Genomic DNA, 20,568 nt, shown 5'->3' on the forward strand with positions numbered 1-20,568 from the left:
CCGGCGCCTGACAGTCTCGAACCGCGATCCCATCCGGCTTCCCGGCCCGAAGCCTTCCGGCAGGTCCCCACACCCAGGGCCGGCGAAGTCCCCCCGCGGTGGGAGGTGGTCACCCCATAACCCCCTCCCACCGCGACCCCGCAGTACGAGGAGATGGTTTGTCCGCCCACCGACGGATCGCGCTTCGTGGGGAAGCACCGCAGCCCGGGCGCCGGCAGGCCGCCGACCGGGGCCGCCGGCGTGCGTCGGTGCACCCGCGACGGCTGATCCTGGTGCTGCTCGGGATCCTCGCGCTCGGCGTCGGCGGGGTGGTCGGCCCCGGCCTGGTGACCGGCGCCTTCACCGGCGGGGCGGACGACGACGGGCCGGTGTCGTACTCGGTGCTGCCCCGCGACAACCGCGCCGAAGGGCTCGTCTACACCGGGCTGACCGCGGCCGACACCGGGACACGGTGCGCCGGGACGTACCAGATCGATGACGTGACCTGCAGTTACGGCCCCATGCCGGCTCCCGCCGGGATGTCGGTGAGCCAGGACGCCGCACCGGTCGCGGCCAAGGGCGCCGCACCCGCCGCCCCGGCCCGGGAATCCCCCGCGGTGCCTCAGGACGCCGAGATCATCCGCGACGAGGGCGGCATCTCGCTGTCCGCCGGGGCGCCCGCGCTGATCCCGGACGCCGCCCCCGGCCAGGCCGACTTCGTCATCGGCGCGCACGACGTGGCCTGCGAGGCCGACGGCCACTCCGGCAAACGCGTCCAGGTGCTGTACCTGCACGAGTTCGGCACCCCGAGCCGCTACAGCGACTACGTCGGCTCGATCCGGACCTGGGCGGCCGGCGTCGACGAGATCTACGACGAGAGCGCGGCCGAGACCGGCGGCTCCCGGCACCTGCGGTACGTCACCACGCCGCAGTGCCGGGTGGACGTGGCCGAGGTCCAGCTCCCGGCCGGGGCGCTCGCCTCGTTCACCGCCAGCACGGCCGCGCTGGCCGAGCTCGGCTACAACCGCACCGACCGCAAGTACCTGATGTTCGCCGACAGCCACGTGTACTGCAGCATCGGCACGTACATCGCCGACACGCGCAAGGGGCTGGGCAACCGCAACAACGGCGGGCCGTCGTACGGGCGGGTCGACGCCGGCTGCTGGAGCTCGTCGGTCGCCGCGCTGGAGACCACCCACATGCTCGGCGCGGTCCTGCGCGACTCCCCCAACGCCACCGGCGGCGGCAGCTGCACCGACGACTACGACCTGCTCTGCGGCCCGGACCGGTCCGGCAAGGAGGTCCGCGAGGTGTGCCCCAAGCGGCACGAGACGCGCCTCGACTGCGGCCACGACGACTACTTCAGCACCAACCCGGCGCCGGGCAGCTACCTCGCCGAGCACTGGAACGTCGCGCTCAGCGAGTTCCTGCTGCGCGGTGACGGCGGCGACGACGTGCCGGACGCCCCCAACGCGGCCCCGGCACCCTCGGCGGCCCCCGGCACCGCGGCCTCCGCGCCCCCGGTCGGCGGCGGTGGAGACGAACCGCCCGCCGGCGGCGCCCCCTCGTCCGCGCTGCCGACCACCAGGGCCGCCGCCGGGGTGCAGGCGGTGGTGGAGATCCGCGACCCGACGAGCACCTCGGTGCGGCTGACCTGGAGCGCCGCCACCGCCGACGCGACGTACGAGGTGGTCGTCGACGGGGTGACCGTGGCGACCACGACCGCCACCCGGGCCCGGCTCGTCGGCCTGCGCCCGGACGCGAAGTACCAGGTCGCCATCCGCAGCGCCGAGAACAGGTACGAGGCCAAGGGCACCGCCCGGTCGGCGCCCGCGGCCCGCCCGGCGGCCAACACGTGGTTCGTGCTGACGAACTCGCTCACCGGCGACGCGGCCGACCTGTACGCCGCCCGGACGGCGAACGGCACCCCCATCACGCTCGGCGGTGCGGAGGGCGGCTCCCAGCAGCAGTGGAAGCTGGTGCCCGCCGCGGCCGGCACGTTCTCCCTGCAGTCGCGGGCCACCGGCAAGTGCGTGGTCCCGCTGGACGGCAACCCGGTCGCCGGGACCCCGCTGGTGCAGGGCGAGTGCGACCGGGACGACAGCGGCCGGTGGAAGCTGTTCGCCACCGACTACGGGTTCGGCCTGCGCACCAGCGTCGGCGGCCTCGCGGCCGGCGTGGGCAGCCAGCGCTTCGACGAGTCGCGGCTGCTCGTGCTGCAGAACCCGAACCGGACCCGGCACCAGAGTTGGACGGCACTGCCCGGCTGAGCGCCGGGTCATCAATCGTCAGGAGAGGCCATGCTGGACACGGACGTTCGCACCACACCGCTGACCGACGAGGACGAGCCTCGCGACGGCTTCAACCGCCGCCGGCTGATCCGGGTGGTCGCGGTCCTGACGCTCGGCATCCTCGCCGTGCTCGCGGTCTGGCAGGAGCCGCTGTACGCCGGTCACTGATCCCTGCTCACCGGGCCGCGTAGGCACCGATCTCGGCCAGCAGCTTCTCCTTGCCGGCGGTCGGCAGGAAGGACGCGCCGACCGCCGCTCGCGCGAGGTCGGCGACACCGGTGCGGTCCAGGCCGAGCAGGTGCGCGGCGACCGCGTACTCCTCCTCGAGCGTGGTGCCGAACATCGGCGGGTCGTCGGAGTTGATGGTCACCGTGACCCCGGCGGCCACCAGTCGCGCCAGCGGGTGCTCCTCGATCGTGGCGACGGCCCGGGTCCGCACGTTCGAGGTCGGGCACACCTCCAGCGGGATCCCGTGCCCGGCCAGATACGCCATGAGCTGCGGATCCCCGGCGGCCGCGATGCCGTGCCCGATCCGCTCGGCGCCCAGGTCGCGCAGCGCGTCCCAGATCGTCTCCGGGCCGGTGGTCTCGCCCGCGTGCGGGACGCTGTGCAGCCCGGCCGCCCGGGCCTTGTCGAAGTACGGCTTGAACTGCGGCCGCGGCACCCCGACCTCGGGACCGCCCAGGCCGAAGCTGACCAGCCCGTCCGGCCGCTCCTCCAGCGCGATCCGCAACGTCTCCTCCGCGGCCGGCAGCCCGGCCTCCCCGGGGATGTCGAAGCACCAGGCGAGATCGATGCCGAAGTCCTTGGCGGCGCCGGTCCGCGCGTCCTCGATGGCCGCGCAGAACGCCGGCGCCGGGATCCCCCGCCGCACGTGCGAGTACGGCGTGATGGTCAGCTCGGCGTACCGGACCTGCTGGCGGGCCAGTTCCCGGGCGACCTCGTAGGTCAGCGTCCGGACGTCCTCGTCGTCGCGGATCAGGTCCACGACGCTCAGGTAGACCTCGATGAAGTGACCGAAGTCCCGGAACGCGAAGTAGTCGGCGAGCGCCGCCGGGTCGGCGGGCACGGGCGAGCGCCCCTCGTGCCGGGCGGCCAGCTCCGCGACGATCCGCGGCGACGCCGAGCCGACATGATGCACGTGCAGCTCCGCCTTCGGCAGACCGGCGATGAACGAGGCGAGCTCGGTCATGATCACTCCCTACAGATGGGCCACCACGAAGATCCGGCGGAACGGGAACGCCACGTATCCGCTCCGGGCAGGGTAGACCGACTCGAGCCGCTGACCGAGCGCGGCCCGGAAGGACCCCCACAGCGTGTCGTCCAGCGCGGCCCGGACCGGCCGCAGCGCGGTGCCTTCCATCCAGCGCAGGACCGGGTGCCCGGCGCCGTCCGCGGGCAGCAGGTGCAGGTACGTCGTCTCCCACGCGTCGACGCTCGCACCGGCTGTCAGGAAGCGGGCGGCGTAGTCCGCCGGGTCGTCCACCGGCGCCTCCCGGACCAGGTCACCGAGGATCGCGGCGTAGGGCTCGCCGCGGGCCAGTTCGCGCAGCGTCCGGTGGGACGGCGCGTCGAAGTTGCCCGGCACCTGCATCGCGAACCAGGCACCGGCGGGCAGTTCCTTGATCCAGCCGTCGATCAGCCGCTGATGCCCGGGAACCCACTGCAGCGCGGCGTTGGTGACCACCACGTCGGTGTCCGGGTCCGGGTGCCATTGCGCCAGGTCGCCGACCTGGAATTCCGGACCGGCCGCCGGCGGCGCCTTCGCGATCATCTCCGCAGCGCTGTCCAGGCCGCGGACGCGGGCGCCGGGCCAGCGGTCGGCCAGGGTCGCGGTCAGTTCGCCGGAGCCACACCCCAGATCCATCACGGTACGGGGTTGAGCTGCCCCGATCCGGCTGACGAGATCGAAGAACGGGCGGGACCGTTCGGTGCCGAACCGGTGGTAGACGGTGGGATCCCACATGGCGTGCCCTCCAAACCGTACGTACGTTTTGTTTGGTCAGCGTAGCGCACGGCAGAGCTTGGGCTAGGCTTCCGGCGTGGAAAAACGTGGGTTCGGGCGGCTCGGCCGCGATGTCGGTGTTATCGGTCTCGGCGCCTGGCAGCTCGGTGCCGACTGGGGCGAGGTCAGCGAGGAGGACGCCCACGCGACCCTCGCCGCCGCGGTCGACGCGGGAGTGACGTTCATCGACACCGCCGACGTCTACGGCGACGGCCGCAGCGAGCAGGTCATCGGCAGCTTCATCAAGAACCGGCCCGGCCTGACCGTGGCCACCAAGATGGGCCGGCGCATGGCGCAGGAGCCGGCCAACTACACGCTCGACAACTTCCGCGCCTGGAACGACCGTTCCCGCACCAACCTCGGCGTGGACACCCTCGACCTGGTCCAGCTGCACTGCCCGCCGACGCCGGTGTTCAGCAGCGACGCGGTCTACGACGCCCTCGACACCCTCGTCGAGGAGAAGCGCATCGCGGCCTACGGCGTCAGCGTCGAGAAGGTCGACGAGGCCCTCGCCGCCATCGCCCGCCCCGGCACCGCCAGCGTCCAGATCATCCTCAACGCCCTGCGCCTCAAGCCCCTCGAGCAGGTCCTCCCCGCGGCCGCGGCGGCCGGCGTCGGCATCATCGCCCGCGTCCCGCTCGCCTCCGGCCTGCTCTCCGGCCGCTACGACGAGCACACCACGTTCGGCGCCGACGACCACCGCAACTACAACCGCAAGGGCGAGGCCTTCGACGTCGGCGAGACGTTCTCCGGCGTCGACTTCGCGACCGGCCTCGAAGCGGTCCGCCGCCTGCGCCCCGAGGTCCCGGCCGAAACCACGATGGCCCAGTTCGCCCTGCGCTGGATCCTCGACCACCCGGCCGTGACCGTGGTCATCCCCGGAGCCCGCAACGCCGGCCAGGCCCGCCTGAACGCCGCGGCGGCCGGCCTGCCCACCCTGCCGGGATCCACCCACGACGTGGTCCGGTCGGTCTACGACGAGCTGATCCGCCCCCAGGTCCATGACCGCTGGTGACCAGACGCCGCGCCCCCGCGGCCAGGAACCCTGGGGCCAGCCTTCCCTGGGCCAGCCCTCTCCGGCGGGCGGGCCTCCTCGGCTCTCCCGGCCGATCGGGGACGGTCAGTCCTGGGAACAGGCGCCGGCCGCCCCTCCCGGCCTGCCGCCCGCTTCGCCGCCGGTGAGCGACGAGGCCCCGGCCACCGCGCCGGCGCGGGCCGAGGCCGTCCTGCTCAAGGGCTGGCCGTGGATGACCGGCGGCATGCTCGCGCTGGTCATCGGCGGACTCTGGACAGCCCAGGGCCTCGACCTGGTGCACGACAGCATCATGAGCGGCGTGACCGCGTTCGCCCTGATCGGGCCGGTGGTGGCCATCGCCGGGCTGGCGCTCATCGTCATGGGCGTCCGCTCCCGCGGCAGGTACAAACGCGACCTCGCCGCCTGATCCCGGACCGCTGGATCCGGACCGCCGGATCAGGGCAGGATGCGCTCGGCGCGATAGCGGTCGAGCAGACGCGGCAGAGCTCGCTCGGTGCTCACGTAACCGGTGAACCCGGCGAGCCTGCTGTTGGTCATGTCCGCCAGCACCTCGGTGTCGCGGCCCAGGTCGGCATCGGTGTGCCACCAGGACGCGACCCGGGACAGGACCGGCTCCACCAGGTTGTGCTCGGCGACCAGCCGGGCCCAGACCGGCTCCGCGCCGGCCATCTGCTCCTCCAGGGGCAGCACGGTGTCCCCCGGTCCGCGCGCCTCGACGCCGAGGTGGGCGGCCAGGCGCGGCCAGAGCCGGCGCCAGCGCACGACATCGCCATCGACGATGTTGAACGCGGTGTCCGCCGCGGCCCCGGTGGTGGCGGCCCACAGCTGATGATCGGCGAGCAGCGCCGCGTCGGTCAGATCCACGACGCCGTGCCACGAGGTGAGCGACCCGGGGAACTGGAACGGCCGCCCCGTCGCGCGCACGATCGCCGCGTAGGCACCGAGCGTCGACACCAGGTTCATGGCGTTGCCGACGGCATGCCCGATGACCGTGTGCGCACGATGCACGGACCAGGTGAAGCCGAAGGCCTTCGCCGCGGCGAACACCTCGTCCTCCTGGGCATAGTAGAAATTCTCGACCGGACGTCGCTCGGCGTCCTCGAGGAACGGGGTGTCGGGCAGGACGCCCACGCCGTACGCCTCGAACGGGCCCAGATAGTGCTTGAGCCCGGTCACCAGCGTGACGTGCCGCAGCGAACCCTGCGGCCCGAGCACGGCCAGCAGGTCGCGGACCATGCCACCGTTGACCCGGATGTTGTCGGCCTCCGTGGCCTGACGCGACCACGCGGTGATGAAGACGTGAGTGGGCCGCAGCTCCCCCAGGGCCGCCCGCAGGCTGTCCGGGGACAGCAGATCAGCGGCCACATGCCCGGCCCCGGCGATCTCGGCCGGCTTGCGGGACAGCCCGGTGGCCCGCCACCCGGCGGCCACCAGCTGCTCCAGCAACGCCGACCCGGCAATCCCGGTGGCCCCGACGACAAGTGCGTGCGCCCCCTCCGGCGGCCGGCGAACCGGGGTCGGCGCCCGGTCGGCAGCCGGGGTGGGTGTGGTGACGACGTCCGGCACGATAGTTTCCCCTCGATCAAGAATGCATCCTGCACTGACAAGGGTTGACTACCCCGCAAGATCAATTCTATCCGGCCGCGGAAGATATACGCGGCGTATGGGGCGAGCGGCAATCGATCGTCACGTAGCGGAATCATTGATTACCGCCGGCAAGGAATGCGCGGAGTTAACAACCGCGTGCCGAACGGGCAAATCGGGACGCTTCATAAGGGTAGATCCGGCATGAGCAGGACGGATACCACTCTCTTATGCGAGGCCGCGCGCCGCGACTCAATAACTCAGCGTGGAACCTGACCTCAGCAGCATAGATTACCCAGAGTAGGTGACACGCGACCGGATGCCCTCACCCGGCGTGCAGGGGCGGTGACAGCGAAAGCCCCGCGCGCCCGGGAGGATCCGGGAGCACGGGGCTGACCGCTAGAGCCGATCTCCGCCAGGCGATCGGCGGCCGGCGTCACCACCGGCTGGTTGGTCTCAGAGCGGGCGAACCTGCTCCGCCTGCGGGCCCTTCTGGCCCTGGGCGATCTCGAATTCGACCCGCTGGTTCTCCTCCAGAGTGCGGTAGCCGCTCGTCTGGATGGCCGAGAAGTGGACGAACACGTCAGCACCCCCGCCGTCGACGGTGATGAAGCCGAAGCCCTTGTCTGCGTTGAACCACTTCACGGTGCCTTGCGCCATGCTGAACTCTCCTTCTGAAAATTCCGGCCCGGTGATGCAGAGCCGACGGTTGTTTTCGAGCAGCGGCGCCGCGAACGGCATCAGAAGGAAGAGCCCTCTGCAGAAAGGCTTACCACCTGAACCACTTCTACAAAAACTGGCCATACTGTACCTGAAGAATGCCTCTGAAAGCTTCCCCCAAGTTCGCATCCGGCGCTACTCCCGCGGAGACAAGGAAAAGGCCCTCAGCATCGCTGAGAGCCTTGACCATGGTCTATACAGTTGCCGGACTAATCCGGCCAGGATCCGGTCACCTTGCGGACCCCGACCGCTCCGCCGCGCTGGACGGCCGCGCGGACCACCGAGAAGATGGCGCCCTGGATGGCGGCCGCGGCGAGGATCTCGCCCCAGCCGCGCTCCTCGTCGCTGTAGTCGGGAGCGTCGTCGTCGCCCGCGGTGAGTTTCCAGACCTCTTTGAACACCGCGCCGGCGATGGCACCGGCCGCGACGCCCAGCAGGAGACCGACCGGCTTGTACGCGATCTTCTGTGCCCTGCCGCTCATCGGCGCCGCCCCCGCACGATCAGGATGACGCCCGCCAGGGCCAGTCCGGCCGCCACGATCGCGGTGAACGGGATCGGGTTGCGCCGCACCTGGTCGCGGGCGTCCTGGGCGATGTCGAGGGTGCCGGAGTCGCGAACCTTGTCACCGGCCACGGACGTCGCCGCGCGGACCTTGCCCGACGCGGTGGCCGCCGCCGAGGAGGCGGTCGCCGCGGCCGAGGTGGCCACCTCGCGTACCTTCTCGGTCGCGTCCAGGACCTGGGCCTTCGCCTTCGCCTTGGTCACCTCGACCTGTTCCTTGGCCCGCGCCTTGACGTCGGCCTTGGCCGCGAGGGCCTGGACCGTCTCGCCGAGTTCGGCGCGGGTCTGCTTGATGTCCTCGCGGAGTGCTTCCACGTCGGGCTTGGCGCCCCCGGACCCGTTCTTCTCGCTCATGCCCGGCTCCTGCCGCTCTTGATCGCGTGCTTGACCTCGTCGACGTCCGCCTTCGTGCTCGCGATGGCGGATTTCGGCTCCGGCGGGACGGCTTTGGTGACCTGCTTCTTGCCGAGCAGCGCGAGGATCCCGGCCGCGGCGAACAGCACCACGGTCATGATCAGTGCGGCGAGCCACAGCGGCAGGAAGAGGTCCAGCACGATGATCAGCGTGGCGATCATCGCCCCCACGCCGTACATGGCGAGCACGCCGCCACCGCCGAACAGACCCACACCGATGCCCGCGTGCTTGCCCTTCTCGGCCAGTTCCGCTTTCGCGAGAGCGATCTCGTCCCGGACGAGCCGGGACAACTGCTCACTCGCCTTCTGAACCAGTTCCGAGGTGGACTGGTCGGACCCCGGACGGATAGGGGTGCCGTTCAGGACATCGGCCATGAGTCCTCCTTCTTCGTCTGAAGGCTGTATGCCCTGCGTGACGCCAAGTCAATCCTGCTGGTCCGGATGACCTCAGGGCCGATGTCCGGCGGTCACCGGGTCGAGCCCCCGGACCGGGGCCGGCTGGGCACCCGGAGCGGGCGGCAGCTCCTCGTCCGGGCCGGAGAACACGGCGGCCCGGTCGTCGCTGAAGACGCGGGCGTCCTCGGGGTGCCCGGATCCCGGGACCGGGGACGGCGCGGGATCGGCCTGGCCGGGGTGCACGGGGACCGGGCGAGCGGCGGAGCCGATGTCGGCGCGCATCCGGGGCAGCGAGTCCTGGCGGTGTTCGAAGACCCAGGTGACCAGGCGCTCCCGGACGAGGCAGCGCAGGTCCCAGAGCGACGGGGCGTCGTTGGCGCTCACCAGGGCCCGCAGCCGGATCATGCCGCCGACCGCGTCGGTCACCTGCAGCACGCAGACCCGGCCGTCCCACAGCTCGGTGCCCTCGCAGACGGTCCGCAGCTCGGCGCGCATCGGCTCGATCGGCAACGACCAGTCGACGTCGATCTCGGCGGTGCCGAGCACCGCGGAGCCGCGGCGGGTCCAGTTCTGGAACGGTTTCTGGGTGAAGTACGAGGTGGGCAGGATCAGCCGCCGGTCGTCCCAGATCTGCACCGCGACGTACGTCAGGGTCAGCTCCTCGATACGGCCCCACTCCCCCTCGACGACCACGACGTCGTCGATGCGCACGGCGTCGCTGAACGCGAGCTGGAGGCCGGCGATGAGGTTGCCGAGCGTGCTCTGCGCGGCCAGCGCGGCGATCACCGACACCAGGCCGGCGGAGGCGAGCAGGCTGGCGCCGACCGTACGCACGCCGGGGAACGTCATGAGCATGACGCCGATGGTGAGCACCACGATCGCGGCAACGGTGACCCGGCGCAGCATCTGCACCTGGGTCTTGAGCCGGCGGGCCTTCATGTTGTCCGGCACGTCGACGCGCCACCGGGCGAGCGCGAGGTCCTCCACCACCAGCAGCAACGCGCCGACGAGCCAGGCGGTCGCGGCGATCACCAGGATCACCATGGTGTGCAGGACACCGGTACGGCCGGGGAAGTCACCGGCGAAGCCACGCACGGCCACCTGGACGGCGAAGACCACGGCGGCGAAGAGGAACGGTTTGTGCGCGGTGTTGGCGAGGTCGCGCAGGAACTCCGATTTTTGACCGAGTCGTTTGAGCACCCGATGGATGGCCTCGACGAGCACGATCGCTGCTCCGGCCGCAATGACGACGGCGAGCAGGGCGGTCAGAACGCTGGTCACGGTTCCCTCTCCTCAACAGGGTTGGTTGCCAGCGATCTACCTTGCCCCGCTCGCCTGTGTTTTTCACGTGCGATCGGAAAGTCAGACTTTGTCCTTGATCACACCTTGCGGTAGCGCGCCTGGAAGAAGCAGTAGACGCCGAACGCGGCGATACCGAGGGCGATCAGGCCGAGCATCCAGGGACCGTACGGCGCGGTGGCCACGGTCTTGAGCGCGGAGTCGAGACCGCGCGCCTTCTCCGGGTCGTAGTTCACGGCGGCGACGACGACCAGGACACCCGCGATGGCGTACGCGATTCCCTTGGCCATGTAACCCGCGCGGCCGAGGCGTTCGACGGTCTTACGCACCTTGGCGTCCATCTGCTGGGTGTTCAGGTGCTTCTCGAACTTCTTCTTGAAGCCGTAGATCGCCAGGCCGATGCCGACGCCCACGACGACCACGCCGATGAAGCCGACGAGGAAGCGGCCACCGCTGTTGTCCATGAGCGTCGACGCGCCCTGCTGCGAGCTGTCACCGCTGGAGGCGTTGGCACCCGAGAGCACCTTGATGCCGAGGAACGCGAAGTAGAGGTACATGACCGTGCGGCAGCCCGAGATGAACCGCTCGGCGAGCGCCGTCTTGTTCTGCTCGCCGCTCTCCCCGATCGCGGCCTCCAGCGCCTGCCAGATGGCCAGCCCGATCATGCCGACGATCGTGATGATCACGAGCGTCTTGCCGAGCGGCTGCTGGGCGAGCTCCTGGAAGGCACCGGACTGGTCGTTGTTGCCTCCCGACCCGGAACCGAAGGCGAGCTGCAGGGCGATCCACGCGAAGATCAGGTGGATCACGCCGTACGCGACGAAGCCGCCGCGGGCGAGGTATTCGAGCGGTTTGCTGTCGGCGGCGCGCGATGCCGTGTTCCGGGCTTGTGAGGAGGCAGTCATGCCGCCTTATGTCTCCGGAACAGCGAAAATCCAAACTACCGTGACACCTGGAGACCGATGGTGTCCGCGGTGACACTGTCGAGTGTCACCTGCAGGCCCGCCACGTCGACGGCCTGCTGGCCCTTGGTGAGCTGGATCTGCTCCCCGGCGATCTCGAGCGTGACCGTGTTCTGGTCGGCGCTGAGGAATTTCGCCTCCACGCCCAGGAAGCTGGCGCTGGCGTTGACGCTGCGGTCGATGGTGACGGTGCACTGGTCGAGGCCGCACGAGACGTTGTCGTTACTGCACCCGGACACGAGGCCGAGGCCGAGAACGGCGGCGGTGAACAGGGCGGCCAACTTGGGTGCTGCGGTGTTCATCACCCATCCGAGGATACCGGGCCGATGCGAGCCTAATCTGGGACTCATGGACGTCACTGTGCAGGACAACCCCGAGCGTCGCCGATTCGAGTTGCTGGTCGACGGCGAGGTCGCAGGCTTCGCCGACTACCGGGTCCGCGACGGGATCCTGGTGATCGTGCACAGCGAGGTCGACCCGGCGCGACGGGGCCAGGGCCTGGGCAATGTGCTTGCCGAGCAGACCCTGGACACCCTGCGGGAGCGCGGCGAGAAGATCGTTCCCGCCTGCCCCTTCTTCGCCCACTACGTCTCCGAGCACCACGAGTACGACGCGATGCTCGTGGATTAGAAGCCTCAGGCGGCGAGCGCCTGCTTACTGCGATCCGGCACGGTGGCACCGGCGATCAGTTCGGCCGCGGCCTGCCCGCAGGCCCGGGTCGCACCGTACGTGGCCAGGTGCAGCCCGCCGCTCACCGCGACCGGCACGCCCATCTCGACCACGATCGCGTCCGGGCGTACGGCCAGCGTGCGGGCCAGCGCGTCGGCGAGCCACGGGTGCCGGTGCGCGTCGCGGACCACCAGCACCAGCGGGCGCGCCCCGGCACCGCGCAGCACGGGCGCGACCGGGTCGCTCACCCCGGCCAGGTCGTCGGCGGTGAGCCGCACGGACGTGGTGCCCGGCAGCAGCTCGACAAGCGGCGCCCCGACGCCCCACGGGGTCTCGGCGCCGATGGCGATGTTGCGCGGCGGGGCGAATTCCACCACGTGCGGCGCGACGGTCAGCGGCAGTCCGGGCGCGTCCGCGGTGGCGGTCACCTTGAGCGCCCGCCGGGCCGCGGCCTGCCCGACCACCGAGCTGTGGGTGACCCCGACCAGGGAGTCGGCGACCGCCCGGGCACCGGTGGCGGTCTGGGTCCCGAGGGTCCAGGCAGCGAGGGAACGGACCCGGGCCGCGGCGTCGCGCAGGCGGTCCTCACCGAGCTCGCCGGAGCGCACGGCCGCCACGATGGCGTCGCGCAGGCGCACGGCGGTGTGCTCGTCGGCGTGGTCGCCACCGACACAGATCGCGTCGGCACCCGCGGCGAGGGCCCGGACGGTGGCACCCTCCAGGCCGTACTTGCGGCGCACGCCCTGCATCTCGATGCCGTCGGTGACGATCAGGCCGTCGAAGCCGAGTTCCTCGCGGAGCAGGCCGGTCAGGATGCGCCGGCTCAGCGTGGCGGGCAGGTCCGGGTCGTAGGCCGGGACGATCAGATGGCCGGTCATGATCGAGCGGACCCCGGCGGCGATGGCGGCCCGGAACGGCACGAGTTCGACGTCGCTCAGCCGGGCCCGGTCGTGGCCGATCACCGGGACGTCGTGGTGCGAGTCCACGGCGGTGTCCCCGTGTCCCGGGAAGTGTTTGGCGCAGGCCGCCACCCCGGACTCCTGCAGGCCCCGGATCCAGGCCGCGCCGTGGCGTGCCACGAGAGCGGCGTCGGCGCCGAATGCCCGTACCCCGATGATCGGGTTGTCGGGGTTGTTGTTGACGTCGGTGTCGGGTGCGTAGTCGAGCGTGATGCCGGCGTGCGCCAGGTCCCGGCCCAGGTCCCGGGCGACGGCGCTGGTCAGTTCGAGGTCGTCGACCGCGCCCAGGCCGAGGTTGCCGGGGCGGGAGCTGCCGTGGCGCGACTCGAAGCGGGTGACGTCCCCGGCCTCCTCGTCGATGGCCACGATGACGTCCGGCCGCTCGGCGCGCAGCTGGGCGGTCAGCGCCGCCACCTGCGCGGGCGTCTCGACGTTGCGGGCGAACAGCGCGACGCCGCCCAGCCCTTCACCGAGCCATCGGCGCACCCAGTCCGGCACGGTGGTGCCGACGAAGCCGGGCTGCAGCACCGCGGCGGCGAGATGGGACAGGTCGCCCGATTCCGGCATGACTTCGCGTACCTCCGCTGATGATCCACACGCGCTCCGGGAGCACGTTCCCCTCAATCGTCACCAATGGTCACCCACGCCCCCCGTTTTAGTCAACAAACCTTTCTATTAAACATATTTAAAGTCTTTGCGAACGACCGCGCCGGGTACGATGCGACGCGTGCTTTCACCCGCAGTGCTCGCCGCGTCCGGTGTCGACTGGTCCGAGGTCCACGCCGTCAAGTTGCTGGGCGTCGCCCTCGGCGCGCTGATCCTGTTCTGGGCGATCAAGCGCATGTTCGGCGGCAAGTAACCGGGGTATCCGCCCCGGTATGCGAATCGGATACTTCCTGTCCAGCGAGGAACTGACCCCCGCCGAGATCATCGAGCAGGCCAAGGGTGCGGAGCGGGCCGGGTTCTCGGCCCTGTGGATCTCCGACCACTACCACCCGTGGGTGGACGCCCAGGGCCAGAGCTCGTTCGTGTGGTCCATGATTGGCGCGCTGAGCCAGGCCACCTCCCTGCCCATCACCACCGCCGTGACCTGTCCCACCGTGCGCATCCACCCGGCCGTCATCGCCCAGGCGGCGGCGACCAGCGCGGTGCTGACCGGCGGCCGCTTCCGGCTGGGCGTCGGCACCGGCGAGGCGCTCAACGAGCACATCTTCGGCGACGCGTGGCCCGAGGCCGACGTACGGCTCGAGATGCTCGAGGAAGCCGTCGCGATCATGCGGGAGCTGTGGAAGGGCGGCGTGGTGTCGCACCGGGGCAAGCACTACACCGTCGAGAACGCCCGGATCTACACGCTGCCGGAGCAGCCGATCGAGGTGCTGGTCTCGGGCTTCGGGCCCAAGGCGGTGGACCTCGCGGCCCGGATCGGCGACGGGTACGTCAGCACGATGCCCGACGGCGACCTCGTCGCCCGGTTCCGCGAGCACGGTGGCGGCGCCAAGGTGGCCCAGGCCGGGTTCAAGGCGGCCTTCGCGGACACCGAGGAGGAAGGGGCCCGGATCGCGTACGAGAAGTGGCCGAACGCGGGCGTGCCCGGTGAGCTCTCCCAGGTCCTGCCGTCACCCAAGCACTTCGAGCAGGCATCCGAGCTGGTCACCCAGGACATGGTCAAGAAGGCGTTCGTGTGCGGCAACGACCCGCGGGCCCACCTGGAGATGATCGACACCTACGCGAAGGCCGGGTTCGACGAGGTCTACGTCGCCAACACCGGGCCGCACTGGCAGGGCCTGTTCGACCTGTACGCCAAGCATGTCCTTTCGTGACGTTTGTTTGTCACACCCCTCGGGCACAATGGCCGCTCGATGAAGCTCAACGTTCCTATCTATGGGCCGCGGCTGCGCAAGGTCGCGCGCAAGCACTTCGGCTGGCCGTCCCTGCGCCCGGGTCAGTTCAAGCCGATGCGCGCGGTGCTGCGCCGGCGCGACGCCCTCGTCGTGCTGCCCACCGGCGCCGGTAAATCGGCGATCTACCAGATCCCGGCGGTGCTGCTGCCGGGGCCGACGGTGGTGATCTCGCCCCTGCTCGCCCTGCAGCAGGACCAGATCGCCGCGCTCAACGAGAAGAACGACCCGAAGACCCGCGCCGTACGGGTCAGCTCGGCGGAGACCCCGGCCCAGCAGCGCGAGGCCATCAAGGAGATCCGCGAGGGCCGGGCCGAGTTCCTGTTCATCACGCCCGAGCAGCTCAGCGACCCCGAGCGGCTGGCCGAGGTGCGGGCGCTGCGCCCGGGCCTGGTCGCGGTCGACGAGGCGCACTGCATCTCGGCGTGGGGGCACGACTTCCGGCCCGACTTCCTGCAGATCGGTCACCTGATCAAGGGGATCGGCCGGCCGCCGGTGCTGGCGCTGACCGCCACCGCGTCGCCACCGGTGCGCGACGACATCATCGAGCGGCTGCACCTCAACAAGCCCGAGATCCACGTGTCCGGGCTGGACCGGCGCAACCTGTTCCTCGAGGTGGCCCAGTGCCCCGATGAGAACTACCGCTGGCGCCGGCTGACCGCGCTGCTCGACGAGACGGAACGCCCCGGCATCATCTACGTCGCGACCCGCCGGGCGGCCGAGGAACTCGCCGAGAAGCTCACCAAGGCCGGGTATCCCGCCGACTACTACCACGGCGGGATGGCCGCCGGCCTGCGCGAGCAGCGGCACGAGGACTTCACCGACGACAAGCTCGACATCATGGTGGCGACCTCCGCGTTCGGCATGGGCATCGACAAGCCGAACATCCGCTGGGTCGCGCACATGGCCCTGCCGGACTCCCCGGACAGCTACTTCCAGGAGATCGGCCGGATGGGCCGCGACGGCGCGCCCGGCCGGGCGCTGCTGCTGTGGCGCTCCGAGGACGAGGCGATCCAGCGCTTCTTCAACGGTGGCAGCCCCGACGTCGTCGAGGTCCGTGAGCTGGCCGCCGCGCTGCGGTCCGGGCCGGCCACGAAGGCGGCGCTCAAGGAGCAGACCGGTCTCGGCCCGCGCAAGCTCGGCCAGTTGCTGGCCCTGCTCGAGCAGGTCGGTGCGGCCACCTTCAAGGCCAACAAATGGTCGGCGCCGCGGTACGCCCCGCTGCCGGCCAAGGCCGCGGAGGCCGCCGTCGCCGAGCACGAGCGCCAGCAGTTGGTCCAGCGCTCCCGCACCGACATGATGCGCGGCTTCGCCGAGAGCCGGGCCTGCCGCACGCAGACGCTGCTCTCGTATTTCGGCGAGGACGTGAAGAAGGTCTGCGGCCACTGCGACAACTGTGTGGAGGGTGTCGCCGAGGAGATCGAGGAAGCCTCCGGTGACGAGCCGTTCAAGGTGCACAGCACGGTCACGCACCCGGAATGGGGCCCGGGCATGGTGATGGGCTACGAGGAGGAGAAGATCACGGTTCTGTTCGAGAGCCAGGGTTACAAGGTGCTGTCCGTACCCGTCGTCATGGAGCACAAGCTGCTCACGGCGGGGTGACCCGGCTGCGCTTGCGGCGGCGGATCAGGCGACGGCGACACGGGCATCGGCCATCGACGACACGTACGTGATGGGCGCGCCCGTCTCGTCCGAGGAGCGCTGCATCTGCATGGCCACCAGCGGGTTGGGCACGATCAGCGAGGCGTGCCGGATATGCTGGGCGACCGCCCGGCCCATGGTCCCCTCGATCACCGCCTGCACCCCCGGGATGGTCGCACCGAGCGCGCTCATGTCACAGATGACACTCCAGCCCTCCCGGGCCTCGGTGATCTTCTGCGCGAACTCCCGGCCGTACTCGTCGGCCAGCGACTGGTCGAACGTGCCCCGCAGGTCGATGTACATGCAGTTCGCGGCGCGGTCCCAGTGCACCTCGTAGCTCGCCTCGACGGTAGGCACGGCGGGCAGGCGCAGCGTGCCGGTCGACCGCTTGAGGTCGCCGGCGATCCGGCCGATCTCCGAGACCGCGAGCCGGTTGCGCTCGGCCGCGGTGGCGGTGGTCGCGGACCGCTCGCTGACCACCGCGATGGCCTTGGCGATCGACTCGGCCTGCTGGGACACCTCGCTGGTGGCGGCGTTCATCTCGCTGGTCGTCACGGTCTGCTCCTCGATCGCCGACGCGATCGAGTTCTGGTACTCCGAGATGCTGTCGATGATCTGCTGGATCCTGCTGATCGCCTCGATGGCCGACGCCGAGTCACCCTGGATCTGCTGCACCGTGGCGGCGATCTCCTCGGTGGCCCGTGCGGTCTCCGTGGCCAGGTCCTTGACCTCGGTGGCGACGACCGCGAAGCCCTTGCCGGCATCCCCGGCCCGGGCCGCCTCGATGGTCGCGTTCAGCGCGAGCAGGTTGGTCTGCTCGGCGATCGCGGTGATCGTCTTGACGATGCCACCGATGGTCGCGGACGATTTCTCCAGCGCGTTCATGGTCGTGGCGGTCTGCGCCAGCGTGTCGACACCGTCGCGGGCCACCCCCACAGCGTTGGTGACGTTGCGGGAGATCTCCTGGATCGCGGCGTGCATCTGCTCACCGGCGGCGGCGATGCCCTGCACCCGCGCGGAGACGTCCCCGGCGGACTCGACGATCGTGCCGACCTGCGCGGAGGTGTCCCGGACGCCGGACGCGATCGTCTCGCCGCTGGACTCCATCTCCTGGCCGGCGATGGTGAGCAGCTCGACGGCCGGGGCGAGCCCGCTCAGCGAGCGCCCGAGCGCACTGTTCCCGGCCGAACCGCTCAGGTCACCTTCCTGCAGCGCCGCCTCGGCCCGCGTGGCGGCGGCGATGAGGGTCCCGGTGAGCGCCACGGCCCGGCGGCTCAGCGCCAGCACGGCAACCGCCGCCACGCCCAGCACGATCACCACCGCGACGGTGGGCGCACCGGCCAGGACCAGGACGGCCCCACCCAGCATGCCGACGACCGCGGTCGCGGCGGGGGCCCAGACCACGCCGCTGAAAGATCGTGCCTGTGCCATGGAATCTCCTCACACCGTTACGCGGAACGCGACTTTCTCATCGCTCACCGTGATCAGGTTCTGAGGTTTTCCCACCGGGGACCAAACCGGCCAGCCGCCTGATCATGACCTGGAACCACGAGCTACCGGGCTCTTCCCCCGCTGCTGCCGGGGGCGTCGCGGCAGGTTCCCGGGCCGGCATCCCGACGCGGCGAGCGGCCGGGACACTCGCGTCGACCAGGGCCACGACGGCGTCCGCGCCCGCGTACGACGCCGGGTCGAAGCTGACCGAGAGCGCGTCGGAGCCGATCAGCCGCCGGGCACCGTCGGGCCACGCGAGCACCACCTCGCAGGCGGCGAAGCGTACGGTCGCGCTGTCGCCGTTCGCCGCGACCAGGCTGACCCCCTCGGGGCCGGCCACCAGCCGCGCGCGGTCGTCCGTCAGCGACCCGTATCCGGTGCCGGTCACCGCGGGCACCGAGGACCGGGGCGCCGCGGTGAAACCGGCCCGGTCGCCGTGGGTGCCGCGCGGGGTCATCAGCAGGCCGTCGTGCCAGGCCGCGACCGCGACCGCGGTCACGTCCGCCCGGGTCACCGCGCGCAGCTCGGCCACCGCCTCCTCGACCGGCTGGACCGGGCGCCCGGTGAGCACGGCGAACGCCTGACCCGGCAGCCGGGCCGCCCGGCTCTCGGCCCGTTCCAGCGCCGCGACGCCCTGCTCCACGACGGCGCCGAGGTCGGCCGGGTCGATCCGGCCCACCCGCAGGTCGGACAGTACGTCGACCAGGGCACCGAGCACCGCTGCCTGGTCCCGCGGCGGCGCCTCGGCCGACGCGGTGATCATGGTGGTGCCGTCACCGAGCGGTTCGTACGCGGTGTCGGCCACGCAGCTGAGGCCGCTCTCCTCGTGCAGGGAGTGCAGCAGCGCCCGGTCCAGCACCCCGGCACAGACCAGAGCGGCGGCCGAGCGCGGCACCACCGCGTTCCACGCGACCGTCCCGTCCGGCCCGGTGAAGTACGCCGGCCGGGTCATGGGCACCGCGGAGGGTATCGGCAGCGGCCGCCTCCGCCCCGGTGGCAGGGCGATCCGCAGGCCCTCGGGCAGATGGTCCGCCGCGACCCACAGCACCGCGTTCCGGGCGGTGAAGTACTCGGCCGCCCAGGCCCGCAGGACCTCCTCGGTGCAGCCGTCGAGGCCGAACTCCGGGAATCCCGGCGTACCGTGATCCCGGGCGCCGTACCGCCGGATCGTGAGCGGGTCGCCCACCCCGGCCGACTCCGCCCGCAGGATGTCCTTCTCCCGGTCCAGCCGGTCCATCGGCAGGTCGCCCAGGGCGGCGCAGACCCCGTTGACGAACGCCACCACCTCGGCTTCCGGGCCGCTGCGATGGAAGTACGTGTACCGCGCGCCGGTCGTGCCCCGCTGGTGGTACCCGCCGCCGGGCAGCGCCAGGTGCTCGATCAGGTGGGTGATGCCCCGCCGGGCCAGCGGCTCGTCGGCGGCACCCACCCGGAAGGCCAGGCCCGCGTGCATCGGCCCGGTCGTCGGCGCGAGCAGCGCGGGCACCCCGTCCACCACGAGCTGCTCGATCACCGCCGCGGGAACCTCTCCACTCCGGACATGGCGGGCAGCATAGATGATCATGCTTCGCGATTCCGCTTGAGGTCCCGTTCCCGCAGCTCAGAGGTAGTTTGAAGGGATGAGTCATCGTTACGCCACCGTCACCGCCGACCACCGGGCCGAGCTGCGGGACGCCCCCGCTGCCACCCCGGCCGCCGACGGCGTCGTCGTCGACATCACCTACTGCGGCATCTGCGCCACCGACACCCACGGGTGGGGCACGGCCGGCGCGCTGCCCGCGCCCGTCTTCGGGCACGAATGGACCGGTACGGTCAGCGCGGTCGGCGCCGACGCCGGGTCCCTGCGCGTGGGCCAGCGCGTCGTGGCCGCCGTCGGGCCCGCCTGCGGCCGCTGCGCGCAGTGCCGCGCCGGGCACACCGAGCAGTGCGACCTCGCGTTCGCCGAGGCCAACGGCGTCAGCCCGGGCGCCGGGGAGCACGGCGGGTTCGCCACCGCGGTGGCCGTCGCGGCCCGCCGGGTCGTCGCCGTCCCCGACACGCTCACCGACGAGCAGGCCGCCCTGGTCGAGCCGGCCGCGGTGACGTTCCACGCGGTGCGGCGCACCGCGTTCGAGCTCGGCTCGACCGTCGTCGTGCAGGGCGCCGGCCCGATCGGCCTGCTCACCGCGATGCACGCCCGGGCGGCCGGCGCCGGGCACATCATCGTGGTCGAGCCGTCGCAGGCACGCCGCGCGGTCGCCACCGCGCTCGGGTTCCGCGACGTGGTCGCCCCCGGCTTCGAGGAGCACCTCAGGGACGTCACCGACGGCCTCGGCGCGGACGTGCTGTTCGAGTGCACCGGCGCGGCGGCCCTGCTCCAGCCGTCGGCCGAGCTCGTGCGCCGCGGCGGCACGATGGCGCTGCTGGGCTTCCCGCTCACCCCGTCCACGGTGAGTTACGGCGACTGGCAGATCCGCGAGCTCACGGTGATCGGCTCGCTGGCCTACACGCACGCCGACTTCGCCGGGGCGATCAACGCCATCGCCAACGGCGCGGTCGACGTCACCCCGCTGCACACCGGCACCGTCGGCCTCGACGAGCTCCAGGAGACGCTGGCGCTGCTCGACTCGGGTGAAAGCGCCCACGCGAAGGTGCTTGTCGACCCCCGGCGGTGACAGCGGGTT

At 71.4% G+C, this 20,568-nt stretch carries 22 protein-coding genes; 9 read left to right on the plus strand and 13 right to left on the minus strand.

Going from position 1 to position 20,568, the window contains the following annotated elements; translation table 11 throughout:
* Window positions 1-158 precede the first annotated feature (158 nt).
* Both ACIA6A_RS33945 and ACIA6A_RS33950 read left to right on the plus strand, forming a co-directional pair.
* Window positions 159-2,249: an RICIN domain-containing protein gene (locus tag ACIA6A_RS33945; RefSeq protein ID WP_396102064.1), complete on the plus strand. Its 2,091-nt coding sequence runs from the start codon at window positions 159-161 to the stop codon at window positions 2,247-2,249.
* A 30-nt stretch (window positions 2,250-2,279) separates the two neighbouring features.
* A complete protein-coding gene (locus ACIA6A_RS33950; protein ID WP_396102065.1) occupies window positions 2,280-2,438 on the plus strand; it encodes a hypothetical protein in 159 nt (52 codons plus the stop codon).
* Window positions 2,439-2,445: 7 nt separating this feature from the next.
* Here ACIA6A_RS33950 and ACIA6A_RS33955 read toward each other — a convergent pair whose 3' ends face one another.
* The gene (locus ACIA6A_RS33955) at window positions 2,446-3,462 is read right to left on the minus strand and encodes an adenosine deaminase (RefSeq protein ID WP_396102066.1); all 1,017 of its coding nucleotides are present in this window, start codon (window positions 3,460-3,462) and stop codon (window positions 2,446-2,448) included.
* A gap of 9 nt (window positions 3,463-3,471) precedes the next feature.
* Entirely contained in the window at window positions 3,472-4,236 is a 765-nt protein-coding gene (locus ACIA6A_RS33960; RefSeq protein WP_396102067.1) for a trans-aconitate 2-methyltransferase, read from the minus strand.
* 76 nt (window positions 4,237-4,312) lie between these two features.
* Between ACIA6A_RS33960 and ACIA6A_RS33965 the strand changes: the two genes are divergently transcribed.
* Entirely contained in the window at window positions 4,313-5,290 is a 978-nt protein-coding gene (locus tag ACIA6A_RS33965; RefSeq protein WP_396102068.1) for an aldo/keto reductase, read from the plus strand.
* Window positions 5,277-5,717, plus strand: coding sequence for a hypothetical protein (locus ACIA6A_RS33970; protein ID WP_396102069.1), 441 nt, complete (start codon window positions 5,277-5,279; stop codon window positions 5,715-5,717). Before ACIA6A_RS33965 ends, ACIA6A_RS33970 begins: the two co-directional genes overlap by 14 nt.
* Window positions 5,718-5,746: 29 nt before the next feature.
* Here ACIA6A_RS33970 and ACIA6A_RS33975 read toward each other — a convergent pair whose 3' ends face one another.
* The 8 genes from ACIA6A_RS33975 to ACIA6A_RS34010 all read right to left on the minus strand — a co-directional run bounded on the left by ACIA6A_RS33975 (window position 5,747) and on the right by ACIA6A_RS34010 (window position 11,549).
* Complete coding sequence (locus ACIA6A_RS33975) at window positions 5,747-6,877, minus strand: SDR family oxidoreductase (RefSeq protein WP_396102070.1); 1,131 nt, start codon at window positions 6,875-6,877, stop codon at window positions 5,747-5,749.
* 474 nt (window positions 6,878-7,351) lie between these two features.
* Entirely contained in the window at window positions 7,352-7,555 is a 204-nt protein-coding gene (locus ACIA6A_RS33980; protein ID WP_011905669.1) for a cold-shock protein, read from the minus strand.
* A 269-nt stretch (window positions 7,556-7,824) separates the two neighbouring features.
* On the minus strand, window positions 7,825-8,097 hold the full coding sequence (locus tag ACIA6A_RS33985; protein WP_396102071.1) for a DUF4235 domain-containing protein: 273 nt from the start codon (window positions 8,095-8,097) through the stop codon (window positions 7,825-7,827).
* Window positions 8,094-8,531, minus strand: coding sequence for a DUF3618 domain-containing protein (locus ACIA6A_RS33990; protein ID WP_396102072.1), 438 nt, complete (start codon window positions 8,529-8,531; stop codon window positions 8,094-8,096). Before ACIA6A_RS33990 ends, ACIA6A_RS33985 begins: the two co-directional genes overlap by 4 nt.
* Window positions 8,528-8,965, minus strand: coding sequence for a phage holin family protein (locus ACIA6A_RS33995; RefSeq protein ID WP_396102073.1), 438 nt, complete (start codon window positions 8,963-8,965; stop codon window positions 8,528-8,530). The genes ACIA6A_RS33990 and ACIA6A_RS33995 overlap by 4 nt, the downstream gene beginning before the upstream one ends.
* Before the next feature lie 72 nt (window positions 8,966-9,037).
* Window positions 9,038-10,267: a mechanosensitive ion channel family protein gene (locus tag ACIA6A_RS34000; protein WP_396102074.1), complete on the minus strand. Its 1,230-nt coding sequence runs from the start codon at window positions 10,265-10,267 to the stop codon at window positions 9,038-9,040.
* Between the two features lie 98 nt (window positions 10,268-10,365).
* Window positions 10,366-11,190 (minus strand): DUF1206 domain-containing protein, encoded by an 825-nt coding sequence (locus ACIA6A_RS34005; protein WP_396102075.1) that lies wholly within the window; start codon window positions 11,188-11,190, stop codon window positions 10,366-10,368.
* Window positions 11,191-11,225: 35 nt separating this feature from the next.
* Window positions 11,226-11,549 (minus strand): hypothetical protein, encoded by a 324-nt coding sequence (locus ACIA6A_RS34010; RefSeq protein WP_396102139.1) that lies wholly within the window; start codon window positions 11,547-11,549, stop codon window positions 11,226-11,228.
* A 46-nt stretch (window positions 11,550-11,595) separates the two neighbouring features.
* On the opposite strand from ACIA6A_RS34010, the gene ACIA6A_RS34015 reads away from it, so the two are divergent.
* Complete coding sequence (locus ACIA6A_RS34015; protein WP_396102076.1) at window positions 11,596-11,877, plus strand: GNAT family N-acetyltransferase; 282 nt, start codon at window positions 11,596-11,598, stop codon at window positions 11,875-11,877.
* Window positions 11,878-11,882: 5 nt separating this feature from the next.
* Here ACIA6A_RS34015 and ACIA6A_RS34020 read toward each other — a convergent pair whose 3' ends face one another.
* Window positions 11,883-13,442, minus strand: coding sequence for a glycoside hydrolase family 3 protein (locus ACIA6A_RS34020; protein ID WP_396102077.1), 1,560 nt, complete (start codon window positions 13,440-13,442; stop codon window positions 11,883-11,885).
* Between the two features lie 160 nt (window positions 13,443-13,602).
* Here ACIA6A_RS34020 and ACIA6A_RS34025 point away from each other — a divergent pair, with 160 nt between their 5' ends.
* From ACIA6A_RS34025 to ACIA6A_RS34035, 3 genes are read left to right on the plus strand one after another with little or no spacing between them, the layout of a single operon-like run.
* Window positions 13,603-13,734, plus strand: coding sequence for a hypothetical protein (locus ACIA6A_RS34025; protein WP_396102141.1), 132 nt, complete (start codon window positions 13,603-13,605; stop codon window positions 13,732-13,734).
* Between the two features lie 19 nt (window positions 13,735-13,753).
* Window positions 13,754-14,695 (plus strand): TIGR03557 family F420-dependent LLM class oxidoreductase, encoded by a 942-nt coding sequence (locus tag ACIA6A_RS34030; protein ID WP_396102078.1) that lies wholly within the window; start codon window positions 13,754-13,756, stop codon window positions 14,693-14,695.
* A 39-nt stretch (window positions 14,696-14,734) separates the two neighbouring features.
* Complete coding sequence (locus ACIA6A_RS34035) at window positions 14,735-16,375, plus strand: RecQ family ATP-dependent DNA helicase (RefSeq protein ID WP_396102079.1); 1,641 nt, start codon at window positions 14,735-14,737, stop codon at window positions 16,373-16,375.
* Between the two features lie 24 nt (window positions 16,376-16,399).
* Here the strand turns inward: ACIA6A_RS34035 and ACIA6A_RS34040 are convergent, their stop codons facing one another.
* Complete coding sequence (locus ACIA6A_RS34040; protein ID WP_396102080.1) at window positions 16,400-17,845, minus strand: methyl-accepting chemotaxis protein; 1,446 nt, start codon at window positions 17,843-17,845, stop codon at window positions 16,400-16,402.
* A 37-nt stretch (window positions 17,846-17,882) separates the two neighbouring features.
* The gene (locus ACIA6A_RS34045; RefSeq protein ID WP_396102081.1) at window positions 17,883-19,418 is read right to left on the minus strand and encodes an insulinase family protein; all 1,536 of its coding nucleotides are present in this window, start codon (window positions 19,416-19,418) and stop codon (window positions 17,883-17,885) included.
* Between the two features lie 106 nt (window positions 19,419-19,524).
* On the opposite strand from ACIA6A_RS34045, the gene ACIA6A_RS34050 reads away from it, so the two are divergent.
* The gene (locus ACIA6A_RS34050; RefSeq protein WP_396102082.1) at window positions 19,525-20,559 is read left to right on the plus strand and encodes a zinc-binding dehydrogenase; all 1,035 of its coding nucleotides are present in this window, start codon (window positions 19,525-19,527) and stop codon (window positions 20,557-20,559) included.
* Window positions 20,560-20,568 lie beyond the last annotated feature (9 nt).

The sequence above is a fragment of the Actinoplanes sp. NPDC051494 genome, from assembly GCF_044454705.1.
Lineage (GTDB): Bacteria > Actinomycetota > Actinomycetes > Mycobacteriales > Micromonosporaceae > Actinoplanes.

Excerpts from the sequence above, each read along its gene's own strand:
- ACIA6A_RS33950 (WP_396102065.1), top strand. The coding sequence starts at position 2,280 with ATGCTGGACACGGACGTTCGCACCACACCGCTGACCGACGAGGACGAG.
- ACIA6A_RS33955 (WP_396102066.1), bottom strand. The coding sequence starts at position 3,462 with ATGACCGAGCTCGCCTCGTTCATCGCCGGTCTGCCGAAGGCGGAGCTG.
- ACIA6A_RS33960 (WP_396102067.1), bottom strand. The coding sequence starts at position 4,236 with ATGTGGGATCCCACCGTCTACCACCGGTTCGGCACCGAACGGTCCCGC.
- ACIA6A_RS33970 (WP_396102069.1), top strand. The coding sequence starts at position 5,277 with ATGACCGCTGGTGACCAGACGCCGCGCCCCCGCGGCCAGGAACCCTGG.
- ACIA6A_RS33980 (WP_011905669.1), bottom strand. The coding sequence starts at position 7,555 with ATGGCGCAAGGCACCGTGAAGTGGTTCAACGCAGACAAGGGCTTCGGC.
- ACIA6A_RS33985 (WP_396102071.1), bottom strand. The coding sequence starts at position 8,097 with ATGAGCGGCAGGGCACAGAAGATCGCGTACAAGCCGGTCGGTCTCCTG.
- ACIA6A_RS33990 (WP_396102072.1), bottom strand. The coding sequence starts at position 8,531 with ATGAGCGAGAAGAACGGGTCCGGGGGCGCCAAGCCCGACGTGGAAGCA.
- ACIA6A_RS33995 (WP_396102073.1), bottom strand. The coding sequence starts at position 8,965 with ATGGCCGATGTCCTGAACGGCACCCCTATCCGTCCGGGGTCCGACCAG.
- ACIA6A_RS34005 (WP_396102075.1), bottom strand. The coding sequence starts at position 11,190 with ATGACTGCCTCCTCACAAGCCCGGAACACGGCATCGCGCGCCGCCGAC.
- ACIA6A_RS34010 (WP_396102139.1), bottom strand. The coding sequence starts at position 11,549 with ATGAACACCGCAGCACCCAAGTTGGCCGCCCTGTTCACCGCCGCCGTT.
- ACIA6A_RS34015 (WP_396102076.1), top strand. The coding sequence starts at position 11,596 with ATGGACGTCACTGTGCAGGACAACCCCGAGCGTCGCCGATTCGAGTTG.
- ACIA6A_RS34020 (WP_396102077.1), bottom strand. The coding sequence starts at position 13,442 with ATGCCGGAATCGGGCGACCTGTCCCATCTCGCCGCCGCGGTGCTGCAG.
- ACIA6A_RS34030 (WP_396102078.1), top strand. The coding sequence starts at position 13,754 with ATGCGAATCGGATACTTCCTGTCCAGCGAGGAACTGACCCCCGCCGAG.
- ACIA6A_RS34035 (WP_396102079.1), top strand. The coding sequence starts at position 14,735 with ATGAAGCTCAACGTTCCTATCTATGGGCCGCGGCTGCGCAAGGTCGCG.
- ACIA6A_RS34040 (WP_396102080.1), bottom strand. The coding sequence starts at position 17,845 with ATGGCACAGGCACGATCTTTCAGCGGCGTGGTCTGGGCCCCCGCCGCG.
- ACIA6A_RS34050 (WP_396102082.1), top strand. The coding sequence starts at position 19,525 with ATGAGTCATCGTTACGCCACCGTCACCGCCGACCACCGGGCCGAGCTG.